This window comes from Sporosarcina sp. SAFN-015 (assembly GCF_051966875.1).
GTDB lineage: Bacteria > Bacillota > Bacilli > Bacillales_A > Planococcaceae > Sporosarcina.
This window is the reverse complement of the sequence record NZ_JBQCKP010000003.1, coordinates 290,271-303,169: the sequence shown is the minus strand read 5'-3', so window position 1 is coordinate 303,169 and position 12,899 is coordinate 290,271. Positions and strand designations below refer to the sequence as shown.

Sequence of the window (12,899 nt, the reverse complement as noted above, 5' to 3'; positions counted from 1 at the left end):
CAAATCACTCATACAGGAGGAACTAACAATGGCAATTACAGCACAAATGGTAAAAGAATTGCGTGAAAAAACGGGCGCAGGTATGATGGACTGCAAAAAAGCACTTACTGAAGTAAATGGTGACATGGATGCAGCAGTAGACTTCCTTCGTGAAAAAGGTCTATCAAGCGCAGCTAAAAAAGCTGACCGCATCGCTGCAGAAGGTACAACTGACATTATCGTCAACGGTAACGACGCTGTCATCTTCGAAGTAAACGCTGAAACAGACTTCGTTGCGAAAAACGAAGCGTTCCAAGCTCTTGTAAAAGAACTTGGCGAACACCTTCTAGCAACTAAACCAGCAACAATCGAAGAAGCAACTGAATCGAAAATGGAAAACGGCCTTACAGTCGCTGACCACATCTCTAATGCAGTTTCTAAAATCGGTGAGAAAATCACTCTTCGCCGCTTTGAAATCAAAACAAAAACGGACAACGATGCATTCGGTCCTTACCTTCACATGGGCGGCCGCATTGCGGTGTTGACAATCCTAGAAGGTTCTACTGACTCCGATGCTGCTAAAGACGTAGCAATGCACATCGCTGCTATGAACCCGCAATACATTTCTCGTGATGAAGTGTCCGAGGAAGAAGTAGAGCGTGAGCGCAAAGTTCTTACAGAGCAAGCGTTGAACGAAGGCAAGCCTGAAAATATCGTTGCAAAAATGGTTGAAGGCCGTCTTGGAAAATACTTCGAAGAAATTTGTGTTCTTGACCAAGCGTTCGTTAAAAACTCCGATCAAAAAGTACGCGATTTCGTTAAATCTACTGGCGGAACTTTGAAAGAGTTCGTTCGTTTCGCAGTAGGCGAAGGTATCGAAAAACGCGAAGACAACTTTGCCGATGAAGTAATGAGTCAAGTAAAAGGTAACTGATTAGATATAAAGATCAATTAGGGGACACAACTTTGTGTTCCCTATTTTTCGAGAAAACACTGTAGACGGAGGGTACATATGGGCGTCCCAAAATATAAAAGAATTGTCTTGAAGCTTAGCGGCGAGGCGCTTGCGGGTGATAAAGGCTACGGTCTTTCACCGGCAATCATCAAAACTGTTGCTGAACAAGTGAAAGAAGTTGTCGACCTTGGAGTTGAAGTTGCGGTCGTAGTTGGTGGAGGAAACATTTGGCGAGGGAAAGTCGGAAGTGAGATGGGCATGGACAGAACAACTGCCGATTATATGGGTATGCTCGCCACAGTCATGAATTCATTAGCTCTTCAGGACGCTCTTGAAAAATTAGACGTTGAAACACGTGTATCGTCATCAATCGATATGCGGCAAGTAGCGGAGCCGTATATTCGCAGAAAAGCGATTCGTCATTTGGAGAAAAAGCGAGTCGTCATATTTGCTGCTGGAACAGGAAATCCTTATTTCTCAACTGATACGACAGCTGCGCTTAGAGCTGCGGAAATCGAAGCAGACGTCATTTTAATGGCGAAAAATAATGTGGATGGTGTCTATTCGGCAGATCCGTTAAAAGATGAGAATGCAGTGAAATATACGGAATTGACTTACTTGGAAGTGATCAGCCAAGGACTAGAAGTCATGGATTCCACTGCTTCAACCCTATGTATGGACAATGATATCCCTCTCGTAGTATTCTCAATTATGGATAATGGAAATATTAAAAAGGCCGTGCTCGGTGAACCAATCGGTACGGTTGTGAGGAGGAATGGGTAAATGCCGAAAGCGATAATGGACCAAACGAAAGACAGAATGGATAAAGCGATCGGGTCTTTCACAAGACAACTCGCTTCCATTCGTGCAGGACGAGCGAACGCTTCATTGCTTGATCGGATTACAGTACTTTATTACGGAGCTCCAACGCCGCTAAACCAAATGGCAGGTATCTCTGTACCTGAAGCGAGACTTATGGTCATCCAACCGTATGATAAAACGACTTTAGGTGATATTGAAAAAGCGATATTGAAATCGGATATCGGTATCACTCCATCCAATGATGGATCGGTCATCCGTTTGGCAGTCCCCGCATTAACGGAAGAGCGCCGTAAAGAATTGGTGAAAGAAGTTAAAAAAGAAGCAGAAGACTCCAAAGTGGCAATTCGCAACATTCGCCGTGATGCAAACGATGAGTTGAAAAAGCTTGAAAAGAATGGGGACATCACTGAGGATGAATTACGCCGTGAAAGTGATGACATCCAAAAGTTGACTGATTCCTATATCGTTAAAATCGATGAGATTGCCAAAGATAAAGAAAACGAAATTTTGGAAATCTGATTGAAGAACTTTCTATACATTGGGGCGTCCTACTTTCAGGACGTCTTTTTTTCTGACCGTATATCATCCGTTTTACCGAATGATAAATATTTCACCATACGGCATGCATAATCTAAAAGGGCTGAACTCTTAATTTCAAAGAAACAATCAGCTGTATTAAATGAAATTTATCGGCTGATTTGATACGATAGACTAGGTACTTGCTCAAAAAGCAGGCGAGTGGAGGAAACGGAATGCTAGATAAACTGTTACGGAAAAAAACTGGAGAGAATGGACCGTCAATTTCCGACAGGCTAACGAAAGTCAAAAGTAGAACAATCCCTTCACACGTCGCCATCATCATGGATGGGAACGGCAGATGGGCAAGACGACGCAGTTTACCTCGGATTGCCGGACATCATGAAGGAATGAAAACTGTACGGAAAATCACCAGGATTGCAAATGACATAGGCATCAAAGTCTTGACATTGTACGCTTTTTCAACGGAAAACTGGAAACGGCCAAAAATGGAAATTGACTTTCTCATGAAACTGCCGGGAGAGTTCCTGACAACATACTTACCTGAATTGATCGAGCAAAATGTCAGGGTAGAAATGATCGGCAACTTCGATGCGCTGCCACCGCATACGAAAGAAGCAATCGTGAAAGCGATAGAGGCCACTTCAAAAAATGATGGACTCATTCTAAACTTCGCAATGAACTACGGCAGTCGCCTCGAAATGGCAATGGCAGTAAAAGAAATTGCACAATTGGCCGTAAACAACGAAATAGCAATCGAAGAGATTGACGAATCATTAATCGAGTCACATCTTATGACATCTCACTTGCCCGAACCGGATTTACTCATCCGGACGAGCGGCGAAGTGCGATTGTCGAATTTCATGCTTTGGCAACTAGCTTATTCGGAATTTTCCTTCACAGAGGTTCTCTGGCCGGACTTCGATGAATCATGCATGTTAAGTGCAATCGAAGAATTCCAAATGCGCAACCGAAGATTTGGAAGTGTGGAAGGGGATAAAGGAAATTGAAACAGAGAATTATAACAGCGCTCGTCGCACTGGCCGTTTTTTTTCCACTAGTGATAATTGGCGGACTCCCATTTACAATCGCGATTTATGTCATCGCTTCAATCGGCTTATATGAATTGCTGCGCATGAAGGATATTCGTATTTTTTCTATCGAGGGCATTCTCGTCTGGATTGCACTTGCGATTTTACTAATACCTTCAAAGTGGACTGTAGAATTTCAACAGTGGATTGGCTATACGAAAATCGAAATAATGTTTGCACTTATTCTTATTTTATTGATCTATACAGTCATCTCAAAAAACAAGTTCACTTTTGATCATGCGGCGTTCACGGCATTCAGTGCATTATACGTCGGCATCGGATTTTATTATTTGATAGAAACCCGATTTTATGGCTTCGAGTATGTATTCTATGCACTTTTAGTAATTTGGACAACAGATTCGGGGGCATATTTTGTTGGGAGAAAGATTGGTAAACGGAAGTTATGGCCGGAAATTTCTCCGAATAAAACAGTTGAAGGATTTCTAGGCGGAATCGTTTTTGCCGTATTGTTTGCATGTGTAATTCAAATCTTTTACCCAATAGCACCTTCATATGGAATGTTGATCATAGTAACGATCATTGCCTCAATTGTTGGGCAGTTGGGGGATTTAGTTGAATCGGCACTGAAGAGGCATTTTGGAGTGAAGGATTCCGGAAATCTTTTGCCGGGACATGGAGGAATTCTAGATCGTTTCGATAGTCTCCTTTTCGTGTTGCCGCTCATTCATTTTTTACACCTAGTCGGTTAATGGAAAGGAAGTTAATCATATTATGACGAAAAAAATAAGTCTGCTCGGTGCAACAGGATCGATCGGGATACAGACTCTCGATATTATTCAATCAAACAAAGAGCAATTTAAACTCGTATCTTTTTCTGCGGGGATGAATATTGGTAAAGTGCGGGAAATTACAGCGAAATTTCGTCCGGAACTCGTATCTGTCATGCATAAAGAGGACGCAGAATTGTTGCAATCGGAATTTCCAGAAACACGCTTTGTGCATGGAAAAGAAGGTCTCATTGAAGTTGCGGCACAGACGCGAGCGGACATGCTCGTCAATGCTGTAATCGGAAGCGTTGGACTAGAGCCTACTTTGAGAGCTATCCAAGAAGGCATAACAATTGCTATTGCGAATAAAGAGACACTTGTAGCAGCCGGTGATATCGTCATGGAAGAAGCGAAAAAACGGAATGTAACACTTCTACCTGTCGATAGTGAACACTCTGCACTTTTTCAGTCATTGAATGGTGAAAATCCGAAACGTGTTTCTCGTCTGATTTTAACGGCATCAGGTGGTAGTTTCAGGAACTTGACGAGAGAACAATTACAAAGCGTGACTGTAGAGCAGGCATTGGCTCATCCGAATTGGTCAATGGGAAATAAACTAACGATCGATTCTGCAACTATGATGAATAAAGGCCTTGAAGTGATTGAGGCGCATCATTTATTCAACATGCCATACGACAAGATCGATTGCTTGTTGCACAAGGAAAGCATCATCCACTCCATGGTTGAATTTGAAGACACGAGTGTCATGGCGCAACTTGGTTCGCCTGACATGCGGGTACCAATCCAATATGCAATGACATACCCGGATCGTATCACGATGCAAAACGCAAAACCGCTCCGCCTAGAGGAAATAAGCACACTTCATTTTGAAAAGATGGATTTCGAAAGGTTCAAAGCACTTGCTCTCGCTTATGAAGCAGGTAAGGAAGGCGGCACAATGCCGACAGTAATGAACGCTGCAAATGAAGTGGCGGTCCAATTGTTCATGCAAGGAAAGATTCCTTTCCTTCAAATCGAGGAGATTGTAGAACGGATGATGGACAATCATCAATCGATTTCCTCTCCGAATTTGGAAGCGATATTAGAAACCGATTCAATTACCCGTAAAATGGTGTATGATATGGTGAAATGAGTAATTCATAATCCGGCCGGATGGGCCAGTTAAGGTGGTTTTTTATGGAAACCGTTATAGCGTTTATTATAATATTTGGCTCTCTTGTCTTTTTTCATGAATTAGGACATTTCCTCTTCGCGAAAAAGGCTGGAATTATGGTGCGCGAATTCGCAATTGGATTCGGTCCGAAAATACTTGCTATCCGGAAAAAGGAGACCCTTTATACAATCCGTATTTTACCACTAGGCGGATATGTGAGAATGGCAGGCGAGGATTTCGACACGGTCGAGTTGCAACCTGGATATCGCGTTGGAGTCATTTTGAACGAAGACGATAAAATTGAAAAAATCTATTTGAATCGTGAAGTATCAAACCCGAACGTACTGTTTTTAGAAACGGAAACTGCAGATTTAAGCAAAGAGCTTTTTATCGAAGGTTATGACGAAGATGGAAACCTAATGAAATACGAGGTTTCCCGCAATGCAGTCATTTATGAAAAAGGGCAAGAAACGCTAATTGCTCCGTATGATCGCCAATTTGATTCAAAACCATTGAGAAGTCGGGCAATGGCTATTTTTGCAGGACCCCTTTTCAATTTCATTCTTGCATTCTTCATTTTTTTGGCGATCGGTCTTTTGAATGGAATACCTACAAACGAGCCTATCATTAAGGAAGTCATCAATGATAGTCCTGCTTTTGCTGCAGGAATGCAAGCCGGCGACTATGTTAAGGAAGTGGACGGCAAACCAATCGGAAGCTGGCAAGAATTCACTGAGACAATTCAGAAAAGTCCTGGTGAAAATCTTCAATTGAAGGTCGAGAGGGCAGGAGAATTGGTGACGTTAGCAGTCGTTCCAGAAACTTTGGTTGACGCTGGACAGAAATATGGACAAATCGGTGTAATGTACGAAAGTCCTTTAGAAAAAAATGCATTAAAAGCATTTGCCTTCGGTGCGGAGCAGACGTTTAGCTGGATGAAAAGAATCTTCGAACTGCTAGGTATGCTCGTTACCGGTAAGTTTACAATTGACGCATTAAGCGGACCTGTCGGCATTTATAAAGCGACGGAGACAGTTGCACAATGGGGTGTGTTCTCTCTAATGAACTGGGCTGCCGTGTTGAGCATCAACTTGGGGATTATGAACCTTTTACCTTTACCAGCATTAGATGGTGGAAGACTGCTCTTCTTCCTTTTTGAGGGAGTACGCGGCAAACCTATCGACAAGCAAAAAGAAGGTATGGTCCACTTCGTAGGCATCATGTTATTAATGGTCCTAATGCTCGTCGTCACCTGGAATGACATCCAAAGATTCTTCTTCTAATAAACATCACTATTATCATATAAGGAGAACATTTTATTTTTTCCAAGCAACAAATTATTTAAAAGAAATTCGAGGTGAAAGCTTTCATGAAACAATCACGGACATTCATCCCGACAATGCGTGAAATACCGACGGATGCCGATATCATTTCTCACCAACTTCTGCTAAGAGCAGGATATATCCGTCAACATATGAGCGGCGTCTATTCCTTCCTTCCCTTAGCGAAAAAAGTGATTCGAAAAATCGAGAACATCATCAGAGAAGAAATGGATGCAATAGAAGCTGTTGAAATGTTCATGCCGACATTGCAGTCATCTGATCTTTGGGAAGAAACAGGAAGATGGAATTCATACGGTTCCGAACTCTTCAGGATAAAGGATCGCCACGACCGCCAAATGGCTCTAGGGCCTACTCATGAAGAAGTCGTTACATCGCTCGTCAGAGATGAAGTAAAATCCTATAAGAAACTGCCACTGACGGTCTATCAAATCCAAACGAAGTTCAGAGATGAGAAACGACCAAGATTCGGACTGCTCCGCGGCAGGGAATTTATCATGAAAGACGCTTATTCATTTCATTCATCGAACGATAGTCTGGAAGAAAAATACAATGAAATGATGTCAGCATACTCGAATATCTTCTCGAGGCTCGGCTTGGATTACCGTGCTGTCATTGCTGATGGCGGAACAATCGGGGGCAAGGGTACTCACGAATTCATGGCTTTATCCGAAATAGGGGAAGATACGATTGCTTATAGTGATTCGTCTCCCTATGCAGCCAATATTGAAATGGCTGAAGTCAATGTAGAATATGAAATGCCAAAAGAAACTTTGAAAGAGATTATGAAAGTCGATACGCCAGGACAGAAAACGATAGCGGAAGTTGCTAATTTCTTAAACGTTGAACCTTCAAAAGTGATCAAGACGCTTATTTTCAAAGCGGATGATAAACTAATTGTCGTTTTATCACGAGGCGATCATGATATTAACGAGATTAAATTGAAAAATGCTATACAGGCAAATGATATTAGTCTTGCCACAGAAAAAGAGATTGAAGAAATGCTTGCATGTAAAGCAGGTTCAATTGGTCCTGTCAAATTGCCTCTTGATCTGAAAGTCTACGCAGACTATGCTGTTGAAAAGGTCGTAAACGGAGTTTGCGGAGCAAATGAAGACGGATGTCATTTAGTAAACGTGAATCCGGAACGTGATTTTGCAATCGACCGTTATTTGGACTTGCGATTCATCAAAGAAGGCGATCCGTCGCCTGACGGAAATGGAACGATCCGATTTGCCAAAGGGATTGAACTTGGCCATATCTTTAAATTGGGAACCGTTTATAGCGAGCCTATGAAAGCGACATACCTCGATGAAAACGGCAAGGCTCAACCATATATTATGGGTTGCTATGGTATCGGGGTTTCTCGGATTTTGTCTGCTCTTGCAGAGCAATATAATGATACGAACGGGTTGAAATTGCCGAAGCAGCTGTCTCCGTATGACATACATCTTGTGACAATCAACATGAAGGATGAAGCGCAAGTAAAATTGTCGGAGGAGCTCTATCATTTATTGAAATCGTACCGGTATGACATTTTACATGATGACCGTGACGAAAGAGCAGGTGTGAAATTCACGGATGCCGATCTTATTGGATTGCCAGTTCGACTTACAATTGGTAAGAAAGCGCAGGAAGGTATCGTTGAAGTGAAATTTAGAGAGACTGGCGAAACGGTTGAATGGCAAAAAGAAGAAGTGACCGAAAAGCTGCAAGCCTTTTTTAGTTAAAAAATAGATGGTTAGGAGGGGAAGGCCGAAAACGGCACTTCCCTTCTTTTCACTGTACGAAACGGGGGTATACATATGGATGCGAAAGTTAATTTGCTCACGTTGTTGCAACAGATTGGATTGACGGATGATCAAACGGTCTCCTATTTTGAGCAAGGAACATTGGAACGAGTAGATATTCATCGCAAATCGAGAATATGGCAATTCAATGTGGAGCTTGAAAAGACGTTGCCAGTTGCTGTCTATCAGTTATTTCAACAAAGAATGCGGGAAGCCTTTACTTCCATAGCGACGGTACGCCTTCAAATTAAAGTACGGACGACAGAAGGTAATCCCGAGTTGATCGTTGGCTATTGGCCACATGTAATTGAAGAAATGAGGGATATGTCACCTCCAATCCGCGAAAGGCTCATTAGTCAACAGCCTGTACTCGTTGGCGAGAAGATGACATTGACTTGTGCGAATGACTTTGAACGGCAGACGATGAAAAATAAGTATGGACCTCTCATCGCCGGAGTGTATGAAACTTTCGGCTTTCCTTCGATAGCTGTGGAATTCACGATTAAAGAAGGTGCTGAAGACAATAATGAGGCGGAAAGAATTGCATTTATGGCGCAGAAAAAAGCTGAAGAAGAAGAGTATGCGAAAAACGCCTTAGCCAACCTTCAAAAAATGGAAGCAATGAAGAAGGAGAATGGAGATGTCGGCAACAGACCATTTGTCTTAGGTGTTCCAATTAAACCTGATGAACCGATTGTCGGTATCCAAACGATTCAAGATGAGGAAAGACGCATTACGATTGAAGGCTATGTATTCGATACAGAAGTAAGAGAATTAAGAAGCGGTCGTTCATTACTGACAATGAAAGTTACCGATTATACTGATTCCATTTTAGTGAAAATGTTCTCTCGGGATAACGAAGATTCGGAGCTTATGAAAACATTGAAAAAAGGCGCATGGGTCCGTGCTAGAGGCAGCATACAGAATGATACATTCGTGCGTGATTTAATTATGATGGCTCAAGACGTTATGGAAATCACTCCAGTTATCAGAAAAGATAATGCTCCAGAAGATCGCAAACGGATTGAATTGCATGCCCATACAATGATGAGCCAAATGGATGCAGTGACTTCAGCATCGGCATTAGTTGCACAGGCGGCAAAATGGGGGCATCCAGCGATTGCGATTACCGATCATGCAAACGTTCAATCATTTCCTGAAGCATATTCGGCAGGCAAAAAGAATGGCATAAAAGTATTATTCGGCTTAGAGGCGAACTTGGTGGACGATGGTGTACCCATTGTCTATGACGAGCAGCATCGACAGCTCGAAAACGATACATTTGTTGTATTTGACGTGGAGACGACCGGCTTGTCTGCTGTCTACGACACCATTATAGAGTTGGCGGCGGTCAAAGTAGTGAATGGTGAGATTAAAGAGAGGTTTGAAAGGTTTGCGAACCCACATCACCCTCTATCTTCGACAACGACCGAACTGACTGGGATCACTGACGATATGGTGAAAGATGCACCTGAAGTATCGGAAGTCATAAAAGATTTCAAGGAATTTATTGGCGATGCGATCCTTGTCGCGCATAACGCATCATTTGATATGGGCTTCTTTTACGAAGCGAGCAAGAAGGCAGGATTGCACGATAAAAGCTATCCGGTCATCGATACGCTCGAGTTGGCTCGTTTCTTATATCCGGAGATGCGGAATCACCGCTTAAATACGTTGGCCAAAAAGTTCGATATTGAACTGACACAGCATCACCGCGCGATTTACGATACAGAAGCAACGGCATATTTATTCATTCGTCTTATGAAAGATGCGGCAACGGAAAAAGGAATTGAATACTTGGACGATTTCAATAAAAATATCGGTGAAGGGGATGCTTATAAACGATCAAGGCCATCCCACTGCACATTGCTTGCAACCGATGATGAAGGTTTGAAAAACCTTTTCAAACTCGTTTCCATTTCCCATATGGATTACTTTTACAGAGTGCCGCGTATTCCGCGCTCTTTATTGATGAAATACCGAAAAGGTCTTCTCGTCGGTTCGGGCTGCGACAAAGGGGAAGTCTTTGAAGGTTTAATGCAGAAGTCGATGGAAGAAGTCGAGGAAATTGCAGGATTTTACGATTACCTTGAACTTCATCCGAAACCTGCCTACTCTCATCTAATTGAACTGGAATTGGTCAGGGATGAATGGAATTTGGAAGATATTATGCGGAAGATGATTAAGCTCGGGAAAAAAGTCGGTCTGCCCGTCTGTGCAACGGGGAATGTCCACTATATCGACGAGACAGACGCTATGTATCGTCAAGTGCTTGTCCGTTCTCAAGGCGGCGCTAACCCGATGAATCGTCATTCCTTGCCTGAAGTCCATTTCCGGACGACTGACGAAATGCTCGAGCACTTCTCGTTTTTAGGCGAGGAAGTTGCCGAACAAATTGTCATCGATAATCCGCAGGCGATTGCTGACCGTGTCGGAGATGTGAAAGTAATTAAAGATGATCTGTATACGCCTACGATTGTCGGGGCGGATGATGAAGTTAGGGATCTCACTTATTCAATGGCTCGCAGCATTTATGGTGAACAGCTTCCTGAAATAATTGAAGCACGAATCGAGAAGGAGTTAAAATCGATCATCGACAATGGCTTTGCCGTCATTTATCTCATTTCGCACAAGCTCGTGAAGAAATCATTGGATGACGGATATCTTGTCGGTTCCCGTGGATCCGTCGGCTCTTCCCTCGTCGCGACGATGATGGAAATTACGGAAGTAAACCCGATGCCTCCACATTATGTTTGTCCATCATGCAAGACGTCCGAGTTCTTTGACGACGGGTCAGTCGGCTCCGGTTTTGACTTGCCGGACAAGGCGTGTCCGTCTTGCGGGACGATGTTTAAAAAAGATGGACAGGATATACCATTTGAAACCTTCCTCGGATTCAATGGAGATAAAGTTCCGGATATCGATTTGAACTTCAGTGGAGAGTACCAAGCACATGCACATAACTACACGAAAGAGCTTTTCGGAGAGGACTTTGTGTATCGTGCGGGAACGATTGGCACAGTTGCCGAAAAGACTGCGTACGGCTATGTCCGCGGATATATGAATGATAATAACCTTCATTTGCGCGGTGCGGAAATTGACAGACTCGTCCAAGGTTGTACGGGCGTCAAAAGGAATACCGGGCAGCATCCGGGTGGAATCATCGTTGTCCCAGACAATATGGAGATATTTGATTTTACACCGATTCAATTCCCGGCAGATGATACGGCTTCAAGCTGGCGGACGACGCATTTTGACTTCCATTCAATTGATAATAACCTTTTGAAGCTGGACATACTGGGGCACGATGATCCGACGATGATCAAAATGCTTGAAGACCTTTCAGGGATCGACCCGAAAACGATTCCGCCCGATGACGATGGAGTTATGGCGCTGTTTAGCGGGACTTCGTCATTAGGTGTCACGGAAGAGCAGATAGATTGCAAGACGGGAACTTTAGGTGTGCCTGAATTCGGTACTCGTTTCGTACGGCAAATGCTTGAGGAAACGAAGCCATCGACATTTTCAGAGCTCATCCAAATTTCCGGCCTTTCCCATGGGACGGACGTGTGGCTTGGAAATGCTCAAGAGCTAATCCAAAATAAAATCTGTCAATTGTCCGATGTAATCGGATGCCGTGATGATATTATGGTTTACTTAATATACCAAGGGCTTGAGCCGTCTGTAGCATTTAAGATAATGGAATCGGTCCGGAAAGGGAAAGGTCTGACGCCTGAATTCGAAGAAGAGATGAAGGCGAATGATGTGCCAGGCTGGTATATTGATTCATGCAAAAAGATCAAATATATGTTCCCGAAGGCACATGCCGCCGCTTATGTTCTAATGGCACTCCGAATCGCTTATTTTAAGGTACATCATCCAATTATGTATTATGCAGCCTATTTCACTGTCCGTGCGACTGATTATGATCTTGCGACAATGACGAAAGGCAATGCTTCCATCCGTGCGAAAATCAAAGAGATTAACGATAAAGGTTTAGAAGCATCACCTAAAGAGAAAAACTTGCTTACAGTACTTGAGATATCATTGGAAATGGTTGAGCGGGGCTTTTCATTCGCGAAGCCAGATTTATATAAATCCTCGGCATCCGAATTCATTATTGATGGCAACCAATTGATACCACCGTTTGATGCCATTCCTTCCTTAGGGACAAACGTCGCTAAAGCGATCGTAGAAGCCCGTAAAGATGGTATCTTCTTATCGAAAGAGGATTTGCAACAACGGGGAAGAGTCTCGAAAACGGTTATTGAGTATATGGATTCGTTAGGCTGCTTGGAAGGCATGCCAGATTCAAACCAACTTTCTCTTTTCTAATCCATTGGTCAATTGGCATCGTCTAGACTCCGGGTGGCACATTGTTTGCAATGATGCCCAGTAGATGGTATAATTGGAGCAACTTTTGCTATATGTCTTGCGAAAAGAGTGGGATTTCCCGCTCTTTTCTGTTGTTCAATTCGTATAA

Annotated in this window: 9 protein-coding genes; all 9 read left to right on the top strand. The window is 43.0% G+C overall.

The features are described 5' to 3' along the window. The first annotated feature begins 28 nt into the window (after positions 1–28). The 9 genes from tsf (at position 29) to ACTHPA_RS07245 (ending at position 12,751) form a co-directional block, all read left to right on the top strand. A complete protein-coding gene (tsf, locus tag ACTHPA_RS07285; protein WP_440499498.1) occupies positions 29–913 on the top strand; it encodes a translation elongation factor Ts in 885 nt (294 codons plus the stop codon). A 78-nt stretch (positions 914–991) separates the two neighbouring features. Further along, the gene (pyrH, locus tag ACTHPA_RS07280; protein ID WP_440499497.1) at positions 992–1,717 is read left to right on the top strand and encodes a UMP kinase; all 726 of its coding nucleotides are present in this window, start codon (positions 992–994) and stop codon (positions 1,715–1,717) included. Beyond that, entirely contained in the window at positions 1,718–2,275 is a 558-nt protein-coding gene (gene frr, locus ACTHPA_RS07275) for a ribosome recycling factor (RefSeq protein ID WP_440499496.1), read from the top strand. 233 nt (positions 2,276–2,508) lie between these two features. Next, positions 2,509–3,303: an isoprenyl transferase gene (locus tag ACTHPA_RS07270; protein ID WP_440499495.1), complete on the top strand. Its 795-nt coding sequence runs from the start codon at positions 2,509–2,511 to the stop codon at positions 3,301–3,303. Next, positions 3,300–4,094, top strand: coding sequence for a phosphatidate cytidylyltransferase (locus ACTHPA_RS07265; protein ID WP_440499494.1), 795 nt, complete (start codon positions 3,300–3,302; stop codon positions 4,092–4,094). The genes ACTHPA_RS07270 and ACTHPA_RS07265 overlap by 4 nt, the downstream gene beginning before the upstream one ends. Before the next feature lie 22 nt (positions 4,095–4,116). Next, positions 4,117–5,265, top strand: coding sequence for a 1-deoxy-D-xylulose-5-phosphate reductoisomerase (gene dxr / locus ACTHPA_RS07260; protein WP_440499493.1), 1,149 nt, complete (start codon positions 4,117–4,119; stop codon positions 5,263–5,265). Positions 5,266–5,309: 44 nt separating this feature from the next. Then, positions 5,310–6,569: an RIP metalloprotease RseP gene (gene rseP, locus ACTHPA_RS07255; protein WP_440499492.1), complete on the top strand. Its 1,260-nt coding sequence runs from the start codon at positions 5,310–5,312 to the stop codon at positions 6,567–6,569. 86 nt (positions 6,570–6,655) lie between these two features. Continuing rightward, positions 6,656–8,356, top strand: a complete 1,701-nt coding sequence (locus ACTHPA_RS07250; protein WP_440499491.1) for a proline--tRNA ligase — start codon at positions 6,656–6,658, stop codon at positions 8,354–8,356. Positions 8,357–8,431: 75 nt separating this feature from the next. Next, positions 8,432–12,751: a PolC-type DNA polymerase III gene (locus tag ACTHPA_RS07245; protein WP_440499490.1), complete on the top strand. Its 4,320-nt coding sequence runs from the start codon at positions 8,432–8,434 to the stop codon at positions 12,749–12,751. Positions 12,752–12,899 lie beyond the last annotated feature (148 nt).

What these genes read in the sequence shown, in the direction of transcription:
- tsf (WP_440499498.1), top strand. Translation starts at nt 29, where the DNA reads ATGGCAATTACAGCACAAATGGTAAAAGAATTGCGTGAAAAAACGGGC.
- pyrH (WP_440499497.1), top strand. Translation starts at nt 992, where the DNA reads ATGGGCGTCCCAAAATATAAAAGAATTGTCTTGAAGCTTAGCGGCGAG.
- frr (WP_440499496.1), top strand. Translation starts at nt 1,718, where the DNA reads ATGCCGAAAGCGATAATGGACCAAACGAAAGACAGAATGGATAAAGCG.
- ACTHPA_RS07270 (WP_440499495.1), top strand. Translation starts at nt 2,509, where the DNA reads ATGCTAGATAAACTGTTACGGAAAAAAACTGGAGAGAATGGACCGTCA.
- dxr (WP_440499493.1), top strand. Translation starts at nt 4,117, where the DNA reads ATGACGAAAAAAATAAGTCTGCTCGGTGCAACAGGATCGATCGGGATA.
- rseP (WP_440499492.1), top strand. Translation starts at nt 5,310, where the DNA reads ATGGAAACCGTTATAGCGTTTATTATAATATTTGGCTCTCTTGTCTTT.
- ACTHPA_RS07250 (WP_440499491.1), top strand. Translation starts at nt 6,656, where the DNA reads ATGAAACAATCACGGACATTCATCCCGACAATGCGTGAAATACCGACG.
- ACTHPA_RS07245 (WP_440499490.1), top strand. Translation starts at nt 8,432, where the DNA reads ATGGATGCGAAAGTTAATTTGCTCACGTTGTTGCAACAGATTGGATTG.